This window comes from Caballeronia sp. LZ024, from assembly GCF_031451455.1.
Taxonomy (GTDB): domain Bacteria; phylum Pseudomonadota; class Gammaproteobacteria; order Burkholderiales; family Burkholderiaceae; genus Caballeronia; species Caballeronia telluris.
In genome coordinates, this window is record NZ_JARUXL010000001.1 from 2,223,255 (window position 1) to 2,246,614 (window position 23,360).

Genomic DNA, 23,360 nt, shown 5'->3' on the forward strand with positions numbered 1-23,360 from the left:
GCGAAAAAGCCGCCGCGATTCGAAATCGCAGCGGCTTTTTTGCGGTTTTGACGGAGAGTCAGGAAGTCGCGTCTTTTACCACTTGCGCAATCGTTTCCGCGTGCCGAATGGCGTCCGTCTCCGAAGCGGCCTCGACCATCACGCGCAGTACGGGCTCGGTGCCCGAGGCGCGGATCAGCACGCGTCCATGCGCCTGAAGCGCGCGTTCCGCGCTCGCGATCGCGGCGTGGATCGCGTCGCTGCTTTTCCAGTCGGCGCCCGGGCTCATGCGCACGTTGATCAGTTTCTGCGGGAACAAGGTGACGCCTTCGAGTTGTTCGGCGAGCGTCTTGCCGCTGCGCTGGATGGCGGCCAGCACGAGCAGCGCGGAGACGATGCCGTCGCCCGTCGAATGCCGGTCGAGCGACAGGATGTGGCCCGAGCCTTCCGCACCGAGCTGCCAGCCATTCTCGCGCAGCTTTTCGAGCACGTAGCGGTCGCCGACGGCCGCCCGTTCGAACTGAACGCCGGCGTTTCTGAGCGCCACTTCGACGGCCATGTTCGTCATCAGCGTGCCGACCGCGCCTTCCACTTGGCCGGCGGTCGCGATGCGATCCTTCACCAGCACGTAGAGCAATTCGTCGCCGTTGTAGAGGCGGCCATTGGCGTCGACGACCTGAAGGCGGTCGGCGTCGCCGTCCAGCGCGATGCCGATGTCCGCGCCGTGTTCACGCACCGCGCGCACGAGCGCCTCGGGCGCGGTGGCACCGACGCCGTCATTGATATTGAAGCCGTTCGGCGAGATGCCGAGCGATATGACCTCGGCGCCGAGTTCGTGGAAAACGTTCGGCGCGACGTCATACGCGGCGCCATGCGCACAATCGAGCGCGATTTTCATCCCGCGCAGATCGAAGCTCGCCGGAAACGTGCTTTTGCAGAATTCGACGTAGCGGCCGCCGGCGTCGTCGAGCCGCCGGGCTTTGCCGAGGCGCTCCGAACTCACGCAGTCGAGCGGCTGCTCCAGTTGCGCTTCGATCTGCAATTCGACGTTGTCCGGCAGCTTGTTGCCGTCGGCGGAGAAGAACTTGATGCCGTTGTCGTAGTACGGATTATGCGAAGCGCTGATCACGACGCCCGCCGCGAGCCGCAGCGCGCGCGTCAGATACGCGATGCCGGGCGTCGGCATCGGGCCTGCCAGCATGACGTCGACGCCCGCCGCCGAAAAACCCGCCTCCAGCGCGGCCTCGAGCATATAGCCCGAGACCCGCGTGTCCTTGCCGATCAGCACGGTCGGACGGCTGCCCTTTTTTTGCCAGCGGTCAGCGCCGGCCAACACCTTGCCGGCGGCGTAGCCAAGCCGCAGCACGAATTCCGGCGTGATCGGGGCCTCGCCTACCTTGCCTCGAATTCCATCCGTTCCAAAATAGCGACGTGCCATTGTGAGTCGACCCTCCCTCATGGGATGCTGAGACGCGCCTCGCGTCCCCGTTTATATGAAACCGTGGAGTGGCGCTCGCGCTGCGCCTGCTCCACGCAATATCTTCTCAATGATGACGGATCCGGGCCGCGTCTTTCGTTGCCTTCCAGACCTTCATGGCATCGACGGTTGGCGCGACGTCGTGAACCCGGACGATCGCCGCTCCCCGTTCCGCCGCGCAAACCGCCGCCGCAACGCCCGCCGCGACGCGCTCGGCCTTCTTGCGACCGGTCGCGGCACCGAGCATCGACTTGCGCGACATGCCGACGAGCAACGGGAAATTCGTGCCGGCCGGCATTGTATCCGCGAGGTGGGCGAGCAATGCGAAATTGTGCGCCTCCGTTTTGCCGAAACCATATCCGGGATCAAGGCAGATTCGCTCACGCCCGATTCCTGCATTCGTCAGCGCTGCCACGCGTTCCTCGAAAAAGGCGCGTACATCCGCGACGACGTCCTCATACACCGGCTCGACCGCCTGCATCGTCTGCGGCTCGCCGAGCATGTGCATGGCGCACAGTCCGGGGTTGCCGTCGCGCACTGCATCGAGCGCGCCGGGCTGCCTGAAACCCCAGATGTCGTTGATCATGTCGGCGCCCGCGGCGAGCGCGGCGCGCATCACAGCCGGCTTGTACGTGTCGACCGACAGCGGCACGTTCAATTGTCGCAATGCCTCGACGATCGGGATGACCCGAGCGAGTTCCTCGTCAAGCGGCACCGGCACCGCACCGGGACGCGTCGATTCGCCGCCGATGTCGATGATTTCCGCGCCATCGGCGAGCATGTCCTCCGCGCGCCGGAGTGCATCATCGCGCGCGAGGAAGCGACCGCCGTCGGAAAACGAATCCGGCGTCACATTGAGGATGCCCATCACGAGCGGCCGCTCGAAACTCAAGACAAAGCGACCGCATTGCAGCGGCGGTGCTGAAAATTGCGATGTGGAAGTCGTCAAGGGATCTGACTGATGATTGGATTGATCAATTTCCGTCGCCACGGGTGCGGCAATGAAAAAGGGCCGGTGTGCGAACACACCAGCCCTCATACGGATCGGGTGAAACTCAGGCCGGCGCGGTAGCGCTGCCCGGCTTGACCTCTGTGCCGCTATTGCCGCTGCTGGGCGTATCGCCCGACGGCGGCGGCAGATTCTTCGGCGGACGCGGCGGACGGCCCGCCATGATGTCGCTGATCTGGTCTGCGTCGATGGTTTCCCATTCGAGCAGCGCCTTCGTCATGGCTTCGACGTTGTCGCGGTGGTCTTCGAGCAGCTTGCGCGCGAGGCCGTATTGCTCATCGAGAATCCGACGGATTTCGGCGTCGACCTTCTGCTGCGTCGCTTCCGACACCGTCTTCGATGCCAGCTTGCCGAACATGCCATCCTGCTCGGTATCGACATAGACCATCGTGCCGAGCACGTCCGACATGCCGTAGCGCGTCACCATGTCGCGCGCCATCTTCGTCGCGCGCTCGAAGTCGTTCGACGCACCCGTCGACATCGAGTTGAGGAATACTTCTTCCGCTGCACGGCCGCCGAACAGGATCGCGATTTCCTCGAGCATCTTGTCGCGATACAGGTTCACGCGGTCATGTTCCGGCAACTGCCACGTGACGCCGAGTGCCCAGCCGCGCGGCATGATCGTGACCTTGTGCACCGGATCGGCGTGCGGCAGCAGCTTCGCGACCACCGCGTGACCGGACTCGTGGTAAGCCGTATTGCGGCGCTCTTCCTCGCGCATCACCGCCGACTTGCGCTCCGGACCCATGAAAATCTTGTCCTTCGCGTCTTCGAAGTCCTGCATTTCGACGATTCGCTTGCCGCGACGCGCCGCAAACAACGCCGCTTCATTCACGAGATTCGCGAGATCGGCGCCCGAGAAACCAGGCGTGCCGCGCGCGATCACCGATGCGTCGACGTCGTTTGCAATCGGCACCTTGCGCAGGTGCACCTTCATGATGTGTTCACGACCGCGGATGTCCGGCAGACCGACATACACCTGACGGTCGAAACGACCCGGGCGCAAGAGCGCCTTGTCGAGCACGTCGGAGCGGTTCGTTGCGGCGATCACGATCACGCCGGAATTCGCCTCGAAGCCGTCCATCTCGACGAGCATCTGGTTCAGCGTCTGCTCGCGCTCGTCGTTGCCGCCGCCCATGCCGGCGCCGCGATGACGACCGACCGCGTCGATTTCGTCGATGAACACGATGCAGGGCGCATGCTTCTTCGCCTGCTCGAACATGTCGCGCACGCGGGCCGCGCCGACGCCGACAAACATTTCGACAAAGTCCGATCCCGAAATGCTGAAGAACGGCACCTTCGCCTCGCCGGCGATGGCGCGCGCAAGCAGCGTCTTACCGGTACCCGGAGGGCCGACCAGCAGCACGCCGCGCGGGATTCGCCCGCCCAGCTTCTGGAACTTTTGCGGATCGCGCAGGAAATCGACGAGCTCGGACACTTCTTCCTTCGCTTCGTCACAGCCCGCGACATCGGTGAAATTGATTGCGTTGTTGTTCTCGTCGATCAGCCGCGCTCGCGACTTGCCGAACGAGAAGGCACCGCCTTTGCCGCCCCCCTGCATCTGCCGCATCATGTAGAACCAGAAGCCGATGATCAGGATCGTCGGTCCGAGGTAATACAGCGCCGATACGAGCGCATTGGGTTCGTCATCGGCCTTGCCGCTGACCTGAACGCCATACTTCATCAGATCGCCGACCATCCAGATATCGCCGGGGGACACGATCTGATATTTCTGACCATCTGCCGGAGTGACCGTCAAGTTACGGCCCTGAACGGTTACGGTCTTGACCTTACCGTTCTTCGCGTCGTCCATGAACTGCGAATACGACACACCTTCCTGGACGCGGGGCTTATCGAACTGCTTGAACACCGTGAACAGCACCAGTGCGATCACGAGCCACACTGCTGCCTTAGAGAACATATTGTTGTTCAAAGCACCACTCCTCACTCATAGACGGGCGCCTACATACACCTTGCGGCACCACGAAAGCATTCTAATCCAGTCCGCTAGCCCCTGCCATAAGCATTCTCTACCACGCAAATAGCGATGGAGGCCCTTTTTTCGGCACATTCGCTGGAATTTGGCGCTTTTTTGCCACTTCCGCCGAACGGAACGCTCACGCGGGACGCTTCAACTGCCGGCCCAAGATAAACGTTTCAGACGATTTGTCACGCGAGGCTTTCGGCTTGCGCGGCGCGACGACTTTGAACTGTTGCTTGAATTTCTCGACGATCTGGCTGTAACCGCTGCCATGAAAGCACTTGACCAGCAAAGCGCCTTCCGGTTTCAGGTGATTTTGCGAGAATTCCAGCGCGAGATCGCACAGATGCTCGATTCGCGCGGCATCCGCGCTCGCCACACCTGAGAGGTTGGGGGCCATGTCGGAAATTACAAGGTCCACCTGACGCGCGCCGACGATTTCGTTGAGCTGTTCCAGTACCGCATCCTCACGGAAGTCGCCCTGGATGAACGTGACGTCGGCAATCGGCTCCATCGGCAGGAGGTCGAGCGCAATGATCGTGCCGTCGATGCCGCCCTCGCGCTCGGCGTCACGCTTCGCGCCCTGCGCGAGCTTGTTGCGCGCGTACTGGCTCCAGCTGCCCGGCGTCGAACCCAGATCGACGATCACGTGCCCCGGGCGGATCAGCTTGTCCTGCTCGTCGATCTCCTTGAGCTTGTATGCGGCGCGCGCGCGATAACCCTCGCGCTGCGCGAGTTTCACGTAGGGATCGTTGATGTGGTCGTGCAACCACGAATGGTTAAAGCGGTTTTTTGCCATCAATAATGAACTCGTGCTGCGTAATCATGCATTCAGCTATGCTTTTAGCGGATAATACGCGTCTATTTGGCCGGCCCCGCTTCGCGCGGTGTGGCCGGCGTGGGCGAAACCGGTGATTTCCGTGCTGCCCGGCCGACAACCTGTGCCGAGCGCTGTTCGTCGTGCCGCGCGGTTCCATTTGGCGGATAATCGGCCCCGTTTCGTTTTTCAGGTGCTCGCGGACCCTGTCCGTCTGACTGTGCGCCTGATGGTAAATGGGTCTCAGCGCTTTTTTCGCATCGCCCCGGTCGCAACCGGTCATGCCGCTTTTGCTCCTTTTGCGCTTCAGCACCCCTCATTTTAGTCGAGTCCGTTAATTCTCATGTCCGCCCTCAAACTCTCTCCCGCCCAACGTGCCGATCTTCGCGCGCAGGCTCATGCGCTCAAGCCCGTCGTTCTCGTCGGCGCCGAAGGGCTGACCGAAGCCGTGCTGACCGAAATCGAAGTCCACCTCGGCGCGCATCAACTCATCAAGATCCGCGTTTTCGGCGACGATCGCGATGCGCGAATCGCGATGTACGAGGAAATCTGCGACCGCCTCGGCGCCGCGCCTGTACAGCATATCGGCAAACTGCTCGTGATCTGGAGGCCGGAAGGCGCCGCGCCGCAAAAGCCGTCGGGCCGCCGCTCCACGATGCCGAGCGCCGCCGAAGCCGCGGAACGTCCGTCGAAGGGCGCGGCACCGCGCATCGTCAAGGCCGTGAAGATCACGCGCGACGCGCCCGCCGTGAAGAAGCCCAAGAAACAGAAGCTGCTCGTGCGCGGCAACGAACGCGTGACGGCGGGCGGCAACGTCAAACGCGCGAAAAAGCGTCAGACCAGCAGCAAGCGCGCCCATCAGGCGTCGAAATAAAAAACGCTGTTGTTCCGGGCGCGGCCCGGACAGAAGACGCGACGCCCGAATCGCGAGGCGCCGCCCGGCCGATCAGCGCCGCACGCGCCGCGCCGCCAAAGCGGCAGACTTGCCGCGCGCGACGATTGGCCCCGTCGACGACTGCCCCGGCAAACGCCAGACGAGCAGAATGCCGAGCAGGCTTTCGACGACGTAAAACGCGCTCGACACGCCATGCAGCACGCCAAAGCGCTGCGCATAGGCCGAATGCGCGAGATCGGTCCCCGCTTCCTGCGCGGCCATCCGCAGCGATTCCATGAACGGCTGCAGGGCGAAATAGCCGATCAGCACGCACAGCAGCATCGCCATGACGATCCACCGCACGCGCTTGTAGTCGGCGAAACCGCTTTTCACCTGACGGTTGCCGATCAGCAGCAGGACCAGCCCGCACACCACGCCCAGTATTCCTTCGATACGAAAGAGCTGCGCCGCCACCGATCCCGCCGACGTGCGCTCGAGCATCCGGAAGAGCACCGGCGCGGCGATGAAGCCGAGCGACAGCAGGCTGCCGACCCACACCATCGCCACGAGCCGGAAGAGTCGATGTGCCATCAGACGTATCGAACGGCGATGATTTCGTACTCGCGCGCGCCGCTCGGCGCCTGGACCGACGCCACATCGCCTTCGTTCTTGCCGATCAGCGCACGCGCGATCGGCGAGCTGATCGACACGAGGCCGTGGTCGATGTCGGCTTCGTCGTCGCCGACGATCTGGTAGGTCACCGCCTTACCCGAATCCAGGTCTTCGAGTTCGACCGTCGCGCCGAACACCACGCGTCCGTCGGCTTCGACCGTCGTCGGGTCGATCACTTGCGCTGCCGCCAGCTTCGATTCGAGCTCAGCGATGCGGCCCTCGATGAAGCCCTGCTTTTCCTTTGCCGCGTCGTACTCGGCGTTTTCCGACAGATCGCCCTGAGCGCGCGCTTCCGCGATCGAATTCACGACCGCCGGCCGCTCGACCGATTTCAGGCGTTGCAATTCCGCGCGCAGGAGTTCTGCGCCACGCTTCGTCAATGGAACTGTGCTCATAAACAACTCGGAGAACAAAAAACAGCCGTAAAAAAATTACCGCGGTTAAGTGCATCTCCCGGTAATCGGAAGACGCCGCTTAACCGCGGCCCTTGAAGCCAAAACCAGTCATCGAGGCCTTAGTTTAGGCGAGCATGCAGACCTTGTAAATCATAGACTTCCAGGTCCTTCAGATAGCGCAGACCTTCGACCGCCGCCCGCGCACCCGACATCGTCGTGTAGTACGTGACCTTGTTCGCCTGCGCGCTCATGCGAATCGAGCGCGAATCGGCAATCGCGGCGCGCGTTTCGTCGACCGTCGTGAAGACGAGCGCGATCTCGCCGTTCTTGATCATGTCGACGATGTGCGGACGACCGTCCTTCACCTTGTTCACGACCTTCACCGGCACGCCGGCCGCCTCGATCGACGCAGCCGTGCCCTTGGTCGCGACGATTTTGTAGCCCAGTTCGTGCAGCATGGTCGCGACTTCGACCGCCTTCGGCTTGTCGGCGTCCATCACGGTCAGGAGCACCGTGCCGGATTCCGGCAGACGCGAACCCGCCGCTAGTTGCGACTTGAAGAGCGCCTCGCCGAAGGTGCGGCCCACGCCCATCACTTCGCCGGTCGAGCGCATTTCGGGTCCGAGCACCGGATCGACCGCCGGGAACTTCACGAACGGGAACACCGCTTCCTTGACGCTGAAGTACGGCGGAATCACTTCCTTCGTGACGCCCTGCTCCGCGAGTTTCTGGCCGACCATTGCGCGCGCCGCGATCTTCGCGAGCGGCAGGCCGGTCGCCTTCGAGACATACGGCACCGTGCGCGACGCGCGCGGATTCACTTCCAGCACGTAGATCACGTCCTTTTTCGAGCCGTCGTCCTGCGGCACCTGCTGGATCGCGAACTGCACGTTCATCAGGCCGATCACGTTGAGCGCCTTCGCCATCGCGCCGGTCTGGCGCTTCAGTTCGTCGACGGTTTCCTGCGCGAGCGAGTACGGCGGCAGCGAGCACGCCGAATCGCCCGAGTGCACGCCCGCCTGTTCGATGTGCTCCATCACGCCGCCGATGAACACGGCTTCGCCATCGGAGATGCAGTCGACATCGCATTCGATCGCGTCGTTCAGGAAGCGGTCGAGCAGCACCGGCGAATCGTTCGACACCTTCACGGCCTCGCGCATGTAGCGTTCGAGGTCGCGCGGCTCGTGGACGATTTCCATCGCGCGGCCGCCCAGCACGTAAGACGGACGAACGACGAGCGGATAGCCGATTTCCTCGGCGAGTTTGAGCGCTTCGTCTTCCGCGCGCGCGGTGCGGTTCGGCGGCTGGCGCAGGTTCAGGTCCTGCAGGAGCTTCTGGAAACGCTCGCGGTCTTCGGCGGCGTCGATCATGTCGGGCGACGTGCCGACGATCGGCACACCGTTCGCTTCGAGATCGAGCGCGAGCTTGAGCGGCGTCTGGCCGCCGTACTGCACGATCACGCCGACGGGCTTCTCCAGATCGACGATTTCGAGCACATCTTCGAGCGTCAGCGATTCGAAGTAGAGACGGTCGGACGTGTCGTAGTCGGTGGACACCGTTTCCGGGTTGCAGTTGACCATGATGGTTTCATAGCCGTCCTCGCGCATCGCGAGCGCGGCGTGCACGCAGCAATAGTCGAACTCGATGCCCTGCCCGATCCGGTTCGGGCCGCCGCCCAGCACCATGATCTTCTTCTTGTCGGTCGGGTTCGCTTCGCACTCGTCCTCGTAGGTCGAGTACATGTAAGCAGTTTTGGTCGCGAATTCGGCCGCGCACGTGTCGACGCGCTTGTAGACCGGACGCACTTTCAATTCGTGACGACGGCGGCGCACCGCGGTCTGATCCGAACCCGTGAGCTTCGCAAGACGCCGGTCCGAGAATCCGCTCTGCTTCAGATACAGCAGTTCTTCGCGCGTGAGGCTCTCGATCGTGCGGCCTTGCAGTGCCTTTTCCTTGAGAATGATCTGTTCGATCTGCGCGAGGAACCAGGGATCAATCGCGGTTTCTTCGAAGATTTCCTGGGGGCTCAGACCGAGGCGGAACGCGTCGCCGAGGAACCAGATGCGGTCCGGGCCCGGCTCGCCGATTTCGCGGATCGCTTCATCGCGGCTCGTGGTCTTTTCATCAAGACCGTCGACGCCGACTTCCAGCCCGCGCAGCGCCTTCTGGAATGACTCCTGGAACGTGCGGCCGATCGCCATCACTTCGCCGACCGACTTCATCTGCGTGGTGAGACGCGAATCGGCTTCGCGGAACTTCTCGAACGCGAAACGCGGAATCTTCGTGACGACGTAGTCGATGGTCGGCTCGAACGATGCCGGCGTCTGGCCGCCGGTGATTTCGTTCTTCAGCTCATCGAGCGTGTAGCCCACGGCCAGCTTCGCCGCGACCTTCGCGATCGGGAAACCCGTGGCCTTCGACGCCAGCGCCGATGAACGCGACACACGCGGATTCATTTCGATCACGACCATGCGGCCGTCTTTCGGGTTGATCGCGAACTGCACGTTCGAGCCGCCCGTATCGACGCCGATCTCGCGCAGCACCGCGAGCGACGCGTTGCGCAGGATCTGGTATTCCTTGTCGGTGAGCGTCTGCGCCGGGGCGACGGTGATCGAGTCGCCGGTATGCACGCCCATCGGGTCGAGGTTTTCGATCGAGCAGACGATGATGCAGTTGTCCTTCGTGTCGCGCACGACTTCCATCTCGTACTCTTTCCAGCCGAGCAGCGACTCTTCGATCAGCAGTTCGCGCGTGGGCGACAAATCCAGCCCGCGACGGCAGATTTCCTCGAACTCTTCCTTGTTGTACGCGATGCCGCCGCCCGATCCGCCGAGCGTGAACGACGGGCGGATCACGGTCGGATAGCCGCCGCTGCCGGTCGCGGCCGCGATCTCGGCCTGCACTTGCAGCGCTTCTTCCATCGAATGCGCGATGCCCGACTTGGCCGATCCGAGGCCGATCTTCGTCATCGCGTTCTTGAACTTCTGGCGGTCTTCCGCCTTGTCGATCGCTTCCGGCGATGCGCCGATCAGCTCGACCTGGTACTTTTCCAGCACGCCGTGATGGAAAAGATCGAGCGCGCAATTGAGCGCGGTCTGGCCGCCCATCGTCGGCAGGATCGCGTCGGGGCGCTCCTTGGCGATGATGCGCTCGACCACTTCCCACGAAATCGGCTCGATGTAGGTCACGTCCGCCGTGTTCGGGTCGGTCATGATCGTCGCGGGATTGCTGTTGACGAGAATGACCTTGTAGCCCTCCTCGCGCAGCGCCTTGCACGCCTGTGCGCCCGAATAGTCGAACTCGCACGCCTGGCCGATGATGATCGGTCCCGCGCCGATGATGAGGATGCTCTTGATGTCTGTCCGCTTCGGCATAACTGCTCTCGATAATGGGGTGCTGTGTTCGGTGCTTTCTTACGCTGCGACTTTCGACGCTTCCATCAGCTTGACGAAGCGGTCGAACAGATACGCGATGTCGTTCGGCCCCGGCGACGCTTCCGGATGGCCCTGGAAACAGAACGCGGGTTTGTCGGTAAGGGCGAAGCCTTGCAGCGTGCCGTCGAAGAGCGAAACGTGCGTGACCTTCGCGTTCGCGGGGAGCGTGGCGGCGTCGACGGCAAAACCGTGGTTCTGCGACGTGATGACGACGCGACCATCTTCGAGATCCTTCACCGGATGGTTCGCGCCGTGGTGGCCGGTCTTCATCTTCATGGTCTTCGCGCCGAGCGCGAGGCCCATGATCTGATGGCCGAGGCAGATGCCGAAGGTCGGAATGCCGCGCGCGATGAGTTCGCGCGTCGCGGCAATCGCGTAGTCGCACGGTTCCGGATCGCCCGGGCCGTTCGACAGGAAGATGCCGTCCGGGTTGAGCGCGAGCGCATCGGCGGCGGTGGCTTGCGCGGGCAGCACCGTGACCTGGCAGCCGCGCTCGGCGAGCATGCGCAGGATGTTGTACTTGACGCCGTAGTCGAACGCGACCACGCGATGCTTCGGCGCTTCCAGCTTGCCGTAGCCCTCGCCGAGACGCCATTCGGTCTGCGACCAGTCGTAGGTTTCCTTCGTCGACACGACTTTCGCGAGGTCCATGCCCGCGAGGCCCGGAAACGAGCGCGCGAGTTCGAGCGCCTTCGCTTCGTCGGTGCCCGCGAGGATGCAGCCGTTTTGCGCGCCCTTGTCGCGCAGGATGCGCGTCAGCTTGCGCGTGTCGATGCCCGCGATCGCGACGACGCCTTGCGCCTTCAGGTAATCGGAGAGCGACTGTTCGGAGCGGAAGTTGGACGCGAGCACCGGCAGGTCGCGAATGATCAGGCCGGCGGCATGGACTTTGGTGGCTTCGACATCCTCGGCATTCACGCCGACGTTGCCGATATGCGGGTAGGTCAGCGTGACGATCTGGCGGGCGTAGGACGGATCGGTGAGGATCTCCTGATAGCCGGTGATCGCGGTGTTGAACACCACTTCGCCGATCGTCGACCCGGAGGCGCCGATCGAATGACCACGAAAGACCGTGCCGTCGGCGAGTGCGAGAATTGCTGGGGAAAATGACGGCAACACGGGAGGCTCCTTGGGGAACACCCTGTTGCCGACCTGCCTATCCGCTGTGTCGGGGTCGCGCGCAGCCTAAAGGCGCGCGCAGACCCGCATCGCGTGACTTGCAGGCGGGCGCATGGTTCGCGGCGGTAGCTCGTGCGGTCCGGATTCGCACGGGGCGAAACGGTCGGCGCAGGGACTCGGCGGCATGCGGCGCGTGCTACAAGGCGCGGCGGATGAACGGTGTGTGGGAGGTAGGCGCTAGGGTGCGGGTTGATGTGCTCAAACCTTCGAATTATAGCGCGGAACCACCCCTTCCGCCAAATTTTGAGACTGCGTCCACGCAAGACGCGTTCCAGAAGCGCCTTTTTGATACCCTTTTCCGCGGATCGGCCGATTGAGAGATCAGGGGACGGCGCGCGTCTTTTGCAGCACGCGACTCGGCAGGACATACCAGATCGCGCTCGCGATCTGCAGCACGATCAGAACGCCCCAGGCGGTCTGATGGGCGATCGCCGGATAGTGTCCGTCCTCGATCGGCCATCGCGACAACCCGCTGCCGATACCTACCTGAAACGCGAAAATCAGCACGAAGATGACGAGCGTGAGGGTCGTGTTGCCGCGCCCGATCATGTGCGACGGGAAGTATTCCGCCAGCACCGCATAGCTCAGGATGCCCGTGCCGCCGAAGACGCCATACGCGGCGAGCAAGAGCGCCGGCGGCAGCGGCGCGCGAAACAGCATCAGCACCTGCACGAGCACGTAGAGCGCCATGCCGATGCCGCAAAACGCGTACACCGAGACCCCGCGCCGCTCCAGTGTGCGCGCCGCCGCGCCGAAGCCGATGCAGCCGGCCATCATCGCGAAGCCGAGCACGGAGACGAGCGCGGCCGTGTGTGCGGGCGTGAGGCCCATCACGTCGAGCAGATAGGGGCGAATCCACAGCGACTGCATCGCGTAGAACACGCCCTGCGTCACGACGGAAAACGACGCGATCTTCCAGAACACCGCGCTCTTCAGGATGTGCCAGGTGCCCTTGAATTGCGTGACGATGTCGGCCTGATGGTGCGGATCGCGCTTGTCGGGGGCGAAGAACAGGATCGCCCCGGCGACCAGCACGGTGAAAACGCCGAGGCCGACGCACACGCTGCGCCAGTCCGCGATCGCGAGGAGCGAAGCGAGCGGCGAGCCAACCACGACGCCGCCGAGCCCGCCGACGGCCATTGTCATCCCGTTGACGAGCGGCAGGCGCGCGACCGGGAAGAATTGCGCGGACGCCTTGAACGCCGCGCTCAGGCACACCGACACGCCCACGCCGATCAAAAGCCGCCCCGCCATCATCGCGGCGAGCCCGTGCGCCATGCCGAAGACCCAGATGCCGAGCGCCGCGAACATCAGCATGCCGGCCGTGACGCGGCGCGGCCCGACATGGTCGAGCAGCACGCCGACGGGAATCTGCGCGAGCGCGAAGCCGATGAAATAAAGCGACGTGAGGAGACCGAGATCGGCGGCGGAGAGGCCGAGTTCGTGAGTGATGAGCGGTGCGAAGCCCAGATTGACGCCGCGAAACACGTAGGAAACGAAATAACCGGCGGCAAACAGCAAGAACACACGCAGACGAACGGAGGACGTCATTCGATGCAGGCGCTTTTCGTATTTAAAGCAGGAGTTTAACTGCGTCGCGGAAATGAAAACGCCGTCACCTTGGTGACGGCGTGGGATCAGGCATCGTGCGCGTTACTTCTTTTTGCTCTTGGAGGACGCCGGCTTGACCGCTTTGGATTCGCTCTTCGTTTCGCTCTTCGCCGACACCTTCGTGACCTTGCCCGCGGATTTCGCCGACCGCGAGGATTTCGACGCCGGCACGTGGGTGCCGATCTTTGTCACGCCGCCGCCCGAACGGCTCGACGCCGACACGGTCTCGACACGCACCGGCCCCGGCTCCGCCGGCACCGCGCGGCCGACCGGCACGTGCAGCACCATGACCTGGCCCGCCATGATCGTTTCGCGACGCGTCCGGTTCCACGCCCGCACCTGCGAAACCGATACGTTGTAACGGTCGGCGAAGGTCGCGAGCGACTGCTGGCGGCGCACGCGGATCACCATCTTGCGCGTGTCGGGCACGTCCGGCTCAACGGCGAGCACCGCGCTTTCGGCGACATCGGCGCTGATGTCCTCGTCGTCGTCGTCGTTGCGCGGAACGACGATCGTCGAGCCCGGCTTCAGGCGCATGCCGGCCGGAATGCGGTTGACCGACATCAGCGTGTCCGCGTCGACGCCGATTTTTTCCGCGATCGCCGCCGGCCGTGCGCGCTCAGTGACCGTGTACGTGGTCCACGATGACAGCGCGCCCGTGTACGATTTCAGGTTGCGCTGGAAGGCGGTGGCGTTGTCGAACGGAAGCAGGATCTGCGGATTCGTCGCGCCGAGAATCACCGGCTTCGCAAACGACGGATTCAGCGAGCGGAATTCCTCGACCGGCATGCCGGCGAGTTTGGACGCCATCGTCACGTCGATGTCGCGCGACGTCGTGACGGTCACGAAATACGGGTGATTCGGAATGTCAGGCAGCGCGAGACCGTACATTTGCGGATTCGCGACGATATTCTTGACCGCCTGCAGCTTCGGCACGTAGTTGCGCGTCTCGTTCGGCATGCGCAGGCTTTCGTAGTCGGTCGGCAGGCCCGCCGCCTCGTTGCGCGCGATCGCGCGCTGCACGTTGCCCTCGCCCCAGTTGTAGGCAGCGAGCGCCAGATGCCAGTCGCCGAACATGTCGTGCAGACGCGAGAGGTAATCGAGCGCCGCGCTCGTCGACGCCAATACGTCGCGCCGCTCGTCCTGCCACATGTTCTGTTTCAGGTTGTAGTCGCGGCCGGTGCCCGGCACGAACTGCCACATCCCGGCCGCCTTCGCCACCGAAAGCGCCTGCGGGTTATACGCCGATTCGATGAACGGCAAGAGCGCCAGTTCGGTCGGCATGTGCCGCTGCTCGAGTTCCTCGACGATGTGATACAGATATTTCTGGGAGCGTCCCGTCATCCGTTCGACGTAGTCCGGACGTTGCGCATACCAGCTCACCTGCATGTCGACGAGGTCGCTCTGCAAATCGGGAATCTGGAAGCCGCGACGAATCCGGCCCCACAGGTCGGCGTCGCCGCTGGCGAGCGAATCGACCGGCGTCTTGTCGACGTTGATCGTTTCCTTGGCGGCTGCGGTTCGGCGGATCGTGTCGGCTACGGCTTGCTGTTTGGAAGCGGAGGGAAGTGAAGCAAGGGAATTGGGCGCTGTCGGTCCTTGGCTGGCACAGGCGGCCAGCGTGAGGACGAATAGCGCGCTAAGAATCTGTCGCATGAACGTCTCGGATTCCAAAAAATATGCTTGGAAATTTGGAGCCGATGGTACGGAAGCGCACTGCGGACGTCAATATAAAAGACAGAAATGCGAACAAAATCCGTGATCTGCCGACGTTTTCCACGTTTCAGATGAAGTTCGCCCCAACTTCCTGCGGGTTAACGGAACTTATCCTTCCAGCCGCGCATCAGCCGAAATGCTTCGAGCCGGTCCGAAACCGCATGCCGATAATGCGCGGCGAGGGTCGCCTGGACGTTCGCATCGTCGACGCGCAAAAACGGATTAACCGATCGCTCGTGGCCGATCGTGGTGGGCAGCGTCGGTTTGCCGGACGCGCGCAGCGCCTTCGCGTCGTCCTGCCAGCGCGCGAGCGCGTCGTTCGCGGGATCGCACGCGAGCGCGAAGCGAATGTTCGACAGCGTGTACTCGTGCGCGCAATGCACCTGCGTGTGCTCGGGCAGCGCCGCGAGCGAATCGAGCGACGCGAGCATCTGCTGCGGCGTGCCTTCGAAGAGACGCCCGCAACCGCTCGCGAACAGCGTGTCGCCGCAAAAGAGATGGGGGGTGCCGTGCGGGTCCGCCTTCTGAAAATACGCGATGTGGCCGGCGGTGTGCCCCGGAACGTCGATCACCGAAACTTCCAGCGCCGGATTCGCGATGCTCACTGTGTCGCCCTCCTTCAGGCGCGCCGTGAGCTGCTCGATGCGCTCGCCCGCCGGGCCGTACACGGGGATGGCGTTCTCGTCCGAACGGCTGGCGAGCAGGTCGCCGACGCCGCCGACATGGTCGTGATGATGGTGCGTGAGTAAAATAGCGGTCAGCTTCCAGCCGCGCTTCGCGAGATAGGCTTCGACGGGCGCGGCATCGCCGGGATCGACCACGACGGCGTCGGTGCCGTCGGACACGAGCCAGATGTAGTTGTCTTCGAACGCCGGCACCGGCACGTATTCAAGCGTTTTCATAAGCGAGCTCAAGAAGGCGGCAACCCCGAATGTCTGACCGATCGATTATAGACTGGCCCGCCTGGACGGGCTCCGCGCCCGGACGCTATGTCCTCGACTGGGAGCAGGAACAGCTCGATCGCGTGGTGTCCGACATCTTCGGCTACCACGCGCTGCAGCTCGGCATGCCTCAGCTCGACGCCCTGCGCGAGAACCGCATGACCGGCCGCGCGCTCGTGCTGGATGCCGCGAGCGGCGCGAGCGCCCCTTTCAGTTGTCCGACGGCGGATCCGCGGCCGAGCGTCGCGTCGCTGCCGTCGGCGAATCGCGGCCTGCACGCGCCCGAGGGACGCAGCACCGTCTGGTGCGATCTGCTCGATTTGCCGTTCGAGGCGCAGAGCGTCGATCTGCTCGTGCTGCCGCACACGCTCGAATTCACGAGCGATCCGCACCGGCTCCTGCGCGAGGCCGAGCGCGTGCTGATGCCCGAAGGCCAGTTGATCATCCTCGGCTTCAATTCGCTGAGTCTCTGGGGCGCGCGGCAGTCGCTCGGCAAGGTCGCCGGGCGGCCGTTCGTGCCGGACGCGCACGACATGATCGCGTTCACGCGCATCAAGGACTGGATCAAGCTGCTCGGATTCGACCTTGAACGCGGACGCTTCGGCTGCTATCGTCCGCCGCTCGTCGCCGAAAAATGGCTGCAGCGCTATCAGTTCATGGAAGCGGCCGGCGACCGCTGGTGGCCGATCTTCGGCGCCGCCTACATGATCACGGCGATCAAGCGCATGCGCGGCATGCGGCTGATCGGCCCGCGCAAGCTCAAAAAGCCTGCCCTCGCGCCGGGACTCGCCCCGGTCGCGACCCCGCACACCCGCAACGAGCATTGATGACTTCAGACTCCGCACAAAAAGTAATCGACATCTATACCGACGGCGCCTGCAAGGGCAATCCCGGCCCGGGCGGCTGGGGCGCCCTCTTGCGGTTCGGTTCGCAGGAAAAGGAATTGTTCGGCGGCGAAGCCGCGACCACCAACAACCGCATGGAACTGATGGCCGTGATCGCGGCGCTCGAAGCGCTCAAGCGGCCGTGCCACGCCGTGATCCACACTGATTCGCAATATGTCCAGAAAGGCATCAGCGAGTGGATCCACGGCTGGAAAAAGAAGAACTGGATGACGGCCGCGAAGACGCCCGTCAAGAACGCCGACCTCTGGAAGCGGCTCGACGCGCTCGTCGTGCAGCATCAGATCGAATGGCGCTGGGTGAAGGGCCATTCCGGCCACCCTGAAAACGAACGCGCCGATGCGCTCGCGAACCGCGGCGTGACCTCGCTCGCAGACTAACCCTCGAAAACCCATGCGCCAACTCGTACTCGATACCGAAACCACCGGCCTCAATGCCCGCACGGGCGACCGCATCATCGAAATCGGCTGCGTCGAGCTGATCAACCGGCGACTCACCGGCAACAACCTGCACTTTTACGTCAACCCGGGGCGCGACAGCGATCCGGGCGCACTCGCCGTGCACGGCCTCACGACCGAATTCCTCAGCGACAAGCCGAAATTCGCCGAAGTCGCCGCGCAATTGCGCGACTTCATCGCGGACGCCGAGCTGATCATTCACAACGCGCCGTTCGACATCGGCTTTCTGGACGTCGAATTCGGGCTGCTCGGACTGCCGCGCCTGACCGAATGCTGCGGCGGCGTGATCGACACGCTCGTGCAGGCGAAGCAGATGTTCCCCGGCAAGCGCAATTCGCTCGACGCGTTGTGCGACCGGTTCGGCATCAGCAACGCGCACCGCACGCTGCATGGCGCGCTGCTCGATTCTGAACTGCTCGCCGAGGTCTATCTCGCGATGACGCGCGGCCAGGAAAGCCTCGTCATCGACATGCTGGGCGACGTGCCGGCGGCGGGCACGGCGCTTAACCCGCGCATCGCGCTCGACGATCTCGATCTGGTCGTGATCGCCGCGAGCAGCGAGGAAGCGAGCGCGCACGAGTCCGTGCTCGACGGTCTCGACAAGGCCGTCAAGGGCACGAGCGTCTGGCGGGCGCAGCCGGCGGTGGTGGAAAATGTCGAGGCAGCGGCATAAATTCGCGCATTGCTTTAAAGAATCACTTTACGAACGCGATAAACCCTGACATAATTTTGCTTCTTCGGGTGGTTAGCTCAGCGGTAGAGCACTGCCTTCACACGGCAGGGGTCACTGGTTCGATCCCAGTACTACCCACCAGAATCGGTAGTAGAAGTATTAAGGGCTTACGTTGATCAAACGTAGGCCCTTTTTCTTTTGCAGTTTTCGTACGCAGCGCCCGGTACGGAAAACTGCACGGACGTTCGCGCCTTACTCGTGGCCTACGTCCCGTCGCGCGGCTGTCTATCCCGTGCGCAGCCGCCCTGTTTCCGGCGTTTCGCCTTGTACAATCGGCGGCAACCAACAACAATCAGACGAACTCGCGCGGCCATGAAATTCTTCCAGAGGATATGGAAAGACCCGGTTTGGAGCAACGTAATCGCCACAGCAATTTTCGCGCTCGTTGCGACGGTGGGCGCGGCTCTCTGGGGTCACCTGTCGGACGTTAAGTGGAGCGCGCCTGTTACGTTCCCGACATGGGAAGTGGCTGTGTGGGCCGTGATGCAAATAGCCGCAGCGGCTTGGATCGGTTGTTCACTGATATTCGGGATGCGGCCCGTTTTTCGGTTCGTGCCGGACCCGGAGCGCGATGCAGCCCGCGCGTTCTCGGAAGTCGCGCTGGACGCTCCGCTGAAGCTTCACTTTGAGTATCTGGGTGGCCGCGACATGTACCCTTCCAACGGCAAGAGCTTTTGGGACGGAACGTATCTGCAAGCTTTCCGTCTGGTGGGGCCGCACCTAAAAGCGAAGCCTGCTGAACGGGTGGTTAAAACGCGGTTCAACAAAACGCTTTCCGCAGAACTGAAAGACTACGCGATTGTGCACGTCATGCCGAACGACTTCGACTCGATGAAAATCCGGTTGGAGTCGCTGGGCGCAATCAAATTGGTTCACGACCAGGACACACTTCGATGGGAACTGACGAGTGATGGGGAGCGGCTTCTAGCAAAGCTTCACTGAGCCGGAATGCAGAAGGCCCGCAACGCAGATCGAACCGCGCTACGGGCCTTCTGACACGCCCAACTGGCGACATCACCCGCCCTTCGCCTTCGCTTTAGCCTCCTTCGCGGCTTCCTCAGCTTCCAGCGCGGCCTTCACTTTCGACTTAAGCAATTCGCGATGCATAGTGAAGGCGTCCTCCAAAGAGTAGTCCTCCTGTAGCTCGCGCCATGTCGCCTTCCCTTCCACGAAGAGCCAAGCCAGCACCGGGTGCTGCCCGTCCGGATCGTCCGGCATATCCGTGCGCGACCGGAACCGGCTGGGAACGGCGACCTTGCTCACCGTGAACCCGAAGTTCAGCTTGCGAATTTCGAACATGACCAAATCGAGCACTTCGCGCGGCTGCATCGCGCCGCAAACGTCCCGCACGTACCGGTCGATATTCGCCGCGACCTTCAAAGGGTGCCATTCCTTGTCGCCCGCCTGAACTTCGGTGAGGGCCAGTAGTTCGGTCGGATGGATCGAGTCCAGCCGCGAGAACATGCCGACCGCGCCCGCTGCGGCGAACTGCCGCGCCCGATAGTTCACGCCGAACATATTGAATTCCGCTGTCGTTCTCATGATCGTTTGTCCTTATGCCGCAGGGCTGGCGTTCACGTGGCAATAGAACGGCGCGTCTCGACTCGTCAACTCATAGTCGATACTCATCACCACATACACACCGTTCAACGAAGGGTTCTGCGTGGGAACGAAATTCGCGGCCTGCGCGAGTTTAATGGCAGGGTCCATGAACACCGTCCCTTCCGCGCCCCACTCGTTCCAGCACGGGATGCCGATAAACTCGTTCAGCGTCACTGTATCGGACGGGTTCAGCACCTTGTACCGGTCCTTCACGATGAGGAAGTTGTCGTCAATAAACGCCGCAACGTCCGGTCGATAGAACTGTTCGAGGTACAGCGGCAGATCGCCCGCCATAGCCGTGGAGCGCGCGGCATTGGATACGATATTGCCGTCATACTTCGTGTCGCACTTAATGTGCGCTTCATCGAAGCCCATCACGCCGCCCGCCCACAGGACCAACTCTTTAAAGGTCGTGTTGTAGGGCGGCGGTTGGTCGATGAACGCCACCTTGTTGACCTGATGCGTGTAGCACTTGATCCGGATCGTGATGTTAGGCGGACCTTGCACAAGGCCGCACTCCACGACCTGACCGTGATAAATGGTCGAAGTCGTGTCCGTTCCGTCATCGCTCAAATAACCTGCGGCAATCTCCATATCGAGATAGACGGGGGTGATTTGGTTGGAGGCTGTCTTGCGGCGATTGAACGCGGTAAATTGCGACAAGAGTTCTTGCCGGAACTGCTGCGTTAGGTTCGTGAGGTCGATGGTCGCATCGTTCTGCGAAGACAGACAATCCTTCCGCGCGTGAATGCGAAGGTTGAACGATTCGTCCACAATCACATCGCCGCCCGGCATGTGGAACGTGACCTTGAGTTTCCGTTTTCTGAGTGAAGTCATTTTTCAGTTTTCCTTATTGTTTGCGGCCGGTCGCTACGCTGTTGGATGCCTTGCCGTATTGGCTTTGAAGTTCCACGCGAACGTCTTGCAGGAAGTCCTTCACGTTGCCGGTAATATTCACGACGATAGGCGTTTGACCAATCGTGTTTTCGCGTCCGCCCGGAGTCGTTTGCGCAAGCACTTGCGGCGCGTACCGGGAGGCGTTAAGCGCTTCGAGGTCTACCGATTTCAGGTTGCCCATAAGATTGGCGCGCTGCATATCGGTAAGCGCCGAGACGCCCAGACCCTGCTTAAGCGCGTCGTGCCGGTTCTTCAATTCGGACATGTAGTTCTGAAGCCCGAAATTAACGTCACCGTGCTTTCCTTCGCCATGCTGAAGCTGAGACAGCGAGACGTTCGCACGCGCGGCGATTTGCTTTTGGAAGTCGATAAGCTGCGTGCTTTCGAGCGATTCCCCGAGTCCCGCCGCCACGTTAGTCGGGCCAGTGAAGCGCCACGGCCCTTTGTAGTTCGGGTCCATCGCGACCGCTTGCGGCCCCGACAGGACCGTTCCGCCGCCCAGCACCTTGTCGGGATACGCGGCGTTCACTGCGCCCCATTTGGTCCGGTCGAATCCGCCGTGGTAATACCGCAGGGCCAAGCGCTGATCGCCGCCCGCCTTCTTCGTCATGGCCGCGAGGATCGCCGCGCCCGCGTCAATGTTCTTCTCCGGGTCGTTCCAGTTCTTGTCGTTCAGGCCGTAGGCTTTCCAGTTGACCTTGTTGATGCCTGCGAGGCCGTATGAACTGTCGCTGTGAGCGTTCGGATTGAAGGTGCTTTCCGTAGCCACGATGCCGCGCAGAGTGCTTTCTGAAACGCCGTACTTCGCGGCCTTGTCCCGGATGATCGCGTCGTAAGCGCTGCTGTTTGCGACACCTTTGTATTGGGCGTTCGCTTGCGCAGGGTCGAAGTCCACGCTACCGGGCGTTTCGCTATAGCCGAGTGCCTTATGGCCGCTGGTCGAGATTCCGCCCGCAAGGCCCGTCACGCCCGCCCACGCGGCGCGCATCTGGTTCGCGTCGATCGTATGGCCGAACTGACCCACCGCCGCACCGAACGCGTTAATGGCGAGTTCCATCTGGCTCACGCCGCTTTGGAAGTCCGCGTTGCCCTGCTCTTCGACCTTCGCCAAATCTTGCTTCTTCGACTGCTCTTCTGCCGCTAGGCGTTCCTGTTCCTTCTGCGCGGCACGTTGCCACCTGGCCGTCTCGTTCGCGGTCTGCGTCTCTTTTCTTGCCGCAGCTTCGCGTTGCGCTTTGTCGTTAATGAGCGCTTCCGCGATGCTGCTGCCCGCGTCCTCTCCTGCCCCGAGTTGGTGATTCATAGCTGCTGCCGCGCCAGCGTCCGTGGTCGGAAGGTGCGCGTCATTAATCATCTTCAGGAGCGTGGTAACGCTCGACAGAACCGGTCCCGCGAACTTCTGCCCTAGCTCCGTGATCTGCTCGTTGAAGCGCGCGAGTTCGTCATTCAGCGTCTTAACGTTCTTCGCCACGTCGAGATATTGCTGCATCTCTTTCAGCGACATGCCGATCTGACCGATGGACGCGCCCAACTCCTTAAACTTCAGAGCCACGTCTTTGTCCATTCCGATCATTTGCGCTTCGGCCTGAACTTGCGAATCGTTCATGCCGTGCCAGCGCCCGCCGAGACGCGTGAGGAAGTCCGTATTCGTGATCGGAGCGCCGCCCGCTGCCGGGTTAATCCCCATCGCTCCCAGAAGCCGGTTAGCCGGTCCTATCCGCGTCGGATCAGCATACGCGCCGCGAAGGAACGACTGCGAACCCGTTACCGCGCGTGCGACCTGATCGCGGCTTACGTTGCCGCTGGCCGCACGGCGCTGAAGGTCTTCCAGCCGAACAGCCGCCATGCCCGCGTCGCGCGATTGCGTGCGCTGCTCGTTAAACTGCGCGCGAACACGCATCGCATTCGTCAGCGCACCGGTCACGAGCGTAGCGCCAGCGGCCATAACGCCGAATTCAGCCGTGATGGATTTCAGACCCGAAAGAAACTGCCCGAGAATCGGGAGCGCGCCGCCCATACCCTTCGTGATCGAGTCTGCGAACGCGGACGCGCCCTTAGCCGAATCGTTCAGGCCTTTGTTCGTCTTTGCGGTAGCGTTGTTCAGCTTCCCCAATTCGGAGATAGCTGCGTTCACTTGGATCTTGTAATTGATCGTGAATTGGTCAAGGTTGCTCATTGCGGCGTTTCTCCCTTCTTGAGCGATTCGATAAGAGGCGTCATAACTGCGTCCTGATACATGACAATCGACTTGCCGATGTTTGCGCACATCGCCGCGAGGTCATCGCGCATGACGTAATGGAGGTTGAGGTCGATTCCGTTGTGCTCCAGAACGCCTTCGAAAACCGCGCGAACGTTCTGCCACCGTTCCAACAGTTCGTTCCGCGCCGCATCGCTATCCAGCGGCTTATCGCCAATCGAAGCGTGCGACAGGACTGCGTTCGTGAAGGCTTGCCGCGTGGAGTCGTCCGCGCTGTAATAGTCCTTCGCGTGCTGCTCGATGGACCACCCGGTCATTGCGCTGAACGCCCCAATGGTTACGTCCACCGTGCCGCGTGAGGTCGTGATCGTGATGCGGGCGGTCTGCTCGCGGTCGAACAGCTTTTGTGCTTCCGGTTCCGGCACTTCGGGCAGGCCGCTGCGGAAAATCTTGTCGAGCATTATTGATAGTTATCCTATGTTTGAA

The 23,360-nt window shown here is 62.4% G+C and carries 20 protein-coding genes and 1 tRNA gene; 6 read left to right on the forward strand and 15 right to left on the reverse strand.

Annotated elements, in window-relative coordinates; genetic code table 11:
- Positions 1-58: 58 nt before the first annotated feature.
- From glmM to QCE48_RS10010, 4 genes are all read right to left on the reverse strand, one after another.
- Complete coding sequence (glmM, locus tag QCE48_RS09995; RefSeq protein ID WP_309787985.1) at positions 59-1,417, reverse strand: phosphoglucosamine mutase; 1,359 nt, start codon at positions 1,415-1,417, stop codon at positions 59-61.
- Positions 1,418-1,523: 106 nt separating this feature from the next.
- Positions 1,524-2,324: a dihydropteroate synthase gene (folP, locus tag QCE48_RS10000; protein WP_309787984.1), complete on the reverse strand. Its 801-nt coding sequence runs from the start codon at positions 2,322-2,324 to the stop codon at positions 1,524-1,526.
- A 187-nt stretch (positions 2,325-2,511) separates the two neighbouring features.
- Entirely contained in the window at positions 2,512-4,398 is a 1,887-nt protein-coding gene (gene ftsH / locus QCE48_RS10005; RefSeq protein WP_309787983.1) for an ATP-dependent zinc metalloprotease FtsH, read from the reverse strand.
- 184 nt (positions 4,399-4,582) lie between these two features.
- Positions 4,583-5,245, reverse strand: a complete 663-nt coding sequence (locus QCE48_RS10010) for an RlmE family RNA methyltransferase (RefSeq protein ID WP_309787982.1) — start codon at positions 5,243-5,245, stop codon at positions 4,583-4,585.
- 361 nt (positions 5,246-5,606) lie between these two features.
- Between QCE48_RS10010 and QCE48_RS10015 the strand changes: the two genes are divergently transcribed.
- Positions 5,607-6,137, forward strand: coding sequence for a YhbY family RNA-binding protein (locus QCE48_RS10015; RefSeq protein WP_116567962.1), 531 nt, complete (start codon positions 5,607-5,609; stop codon positions 6,135-6,137).
- Positions 6,138-6,209: 72 nt separating this feature from the next.
- On the opposite strand, the gene QCE48_RS10020 is transcribed toward QCE48_RS10015, so the two are convergent.
- From QCE48_RS10020 to gloB, 7 genes are all read right to left on the reverse strand, one after another.
- Positions 6,210-6,728 carry a DUF4149 domain-containing protein gene (locus QCE48_RS10020; RefSeq protein WP_309787981.1) on the reverse strand — a complete coding sequence of 173 codons (519 nt, stop codon included), beginning with the start codon at positions 6,726-6,728 and terminating at the stop codon, positions 6,210-6,212.
- Complete coding sequence (greA, locus tag QCE48_RS10025; RefSeq protein ID WP_087630621.1) at positions 6,728-7,204, reverse strand: transcription elongation factor GreA; 477 nt, start codon at positions 7,202-7,204, stop codon at positions 6,728-6,730. Before greA ends, QCE48_RS10020 begins: the two co-directional genes overlap by 1 nt.
- A gap of 119 nt (positions 7,205-7,323) precedes the next feature.
- A complete protein-coding gene (carB, locus tag QCE48_RS10030) occupies positions 7,324-10,578 on the reverse strand; it encodes a carbamoyl-phosphate synthase large subunit (RefSeq protein ID WP_309787980.1) in 3,255 nt (1,084 codons plus the stop codon).
- Positions 10,579-10,617: 39 nt separating this feature from the next.
- Positions 10,618-11,757: a glutamine-hydrolyzing carbamoyl-phosphate synthase small subunit gene (gene carA, locus QCE48_RS10035; protein WP_309787979.1), complete on the reverse strand. Its 1,140-nt coding sequence runs from the start codon at positions 11,755-11,757 to the stop codon at positions 10,618-10,620.
- Between the two features lie 381 nt (positions 11,758-12,138).
- Positions 12,139-13,368, reverse strand: coding sequence for an MFS transporter (locus tag QCE48_RS10040; protein WP_309787978.1), 1,230 nt, complete (start codon positions 13,366-13,368; stop codon positions 12,139-12,141).
- Between the two features lie 102 nt (positions 13,369-13,470).
- The gene (locus QCE48_RS10045; protein ID WP_309787977.1) at positions 13,471-15,084 is read right to left on the reverse strand and encodes a transglycosylase SLT domain-containing protein; all 1,614 of its coding nucleotides are present in this window, start codon (positions 15,082-15,084) and stop codon (positions 13,471-13,473) included.
- A gap of 158 nt (positions 15,085-15,242) precedes the next feature.
- Complete coding sequence (gene gloB, locus QCE48_RS10050) at positions 15,243-16,046, reverse strand: hydroxyacylglutathione hydrolase (protein ID WP_309787976.1); 804 nt, start codon at positions 16,044-16,046, stop codon at positions 15,243-15,245.
- 29 nt (positions 16,047-16,075) lie between these two features.
- On the opposite strand from gloB, the gene QCE48_RS10055 reads away from it, so the two are divergent.
- The 5 genes from QCE48_RS10055 to QCE48_RS10075 all read left to right on the forward strand — a co-directional run bounded on the left by QCE48_RS10055 (position 16,076) and on the right by QCE48_RS10075 (position 19,120).
- A complete protein-coding gene (locus QCE48_RS10055) occupies positions 16,076-16,912 on the forward strand; it encodes a class I SAM-dependent methyltransferase (RefSeq protein ID WP_309787975.1) in 837 nt (278 codons plus the stop codon).
- Entirely contained in the window at positions 16,912-17,367 is a 456-nt protein-coding gene (rnhA, locus tag QCE48_RS10060) for a ribonuclease HI (protein WP_309787974.1), read from the forward strand. Before QCE48_RS10055 ends, rnhA begins: the two co-directional genes overlap by 1 nt.
- 13 nt (positions 17,368-17,380) lie before the next feature.
- Positions 17,381-18,118 carry a DNA polymerase III subunit epsilon gene (gene dnaQ / locus QCE48_RS10065; RefSeq protein ID WP_309787973.1) on the forward strand — a complete coding sequence of 246 codons (738 nt, stop codon included), beginning with the start codon at positions 17,381-17,383 and terminating at the stop codon, positions 18,116-18,118.
- 66 nt (positions 18,119-18,184) lie between these two features.
- A tRNA-Val gene (locus tag QCE48_RS10070) sits at positions 18,185-18,259 on the forward strand.
- A gap of 231 nt (positions 18,260-18,490) precedes the next feature.
- On the forward strand, positions 18,491-19,120 hold the full coding sequence (locus QCE48_RS10075) for a hypothetical protein (protein ID WP_309787972.1): 630 nt from the start codon (positions 18,491-18,493) through the stop codon (positions 19,118-19,120).
- Positions 19,121-19,192: 72 nt separating this feature from the next.
- Here the strand turns inward: QCE48_RS10075 and QCE48_RS10080 are convergent, their stop codons facing one another.
- From QCE48_RS10080 to QCE48_RS10095, 4 genes are read right to left on the reverse strand one after another with little or no spacing between them, the layout of a single operon-like run.
- The gene (locus tag QCE48_RS10080; protein ID WP_309787971.1) at positions 19,193-19,720 is read right to left on the reverse strand and encodes a hypothetical protein; all 528 of its coding nucleotides are present in this window, start codon (positions 19,718-19,720) and stop codon (positions 19,193-19,195) included.
- Positions 19,721-19,732: 12 nt separating this feature from the next.
- Entirely contained in the window at positions 19,733-20,617 is an 885-nt protein-coding gene (locus QCE48_RS10085; RefSeq protein ID WP_309787970.1) for a baseplate hub protein, read from the reverse strand.
- Between the two features lie 13 nt (positions 20,618-20,630).
- Positions 20,631-22,853: a transglycosylase SLT domain-containing protein gene (locus tag QCE48_RS10090; RefSeq protein WP_309787969.1), complete on the reverse strand. Its 2,223-nt coding sequence runs from the start codon at positions 22,851-22,853 to the stop codon at positions 20,631-20,633.
- The gene (locus tag QCE48_RS10095; protein WP_309787968.1) at positions 22,850-23,335 is read right to left on the reverse strand and encodes a hypothetical protein; all 486 of its coding nucleotides are present in this window, start codon (positions 23,333-23,335) and stop codon (positions 22,850-22,852) included. Before QCE48_RS10095 ends, QCE48_RS10090 begins: the two co-directional genes overlap by 4 nt.
- Positions 23,336-23,360: the final 25 nt, after the last annotated feature.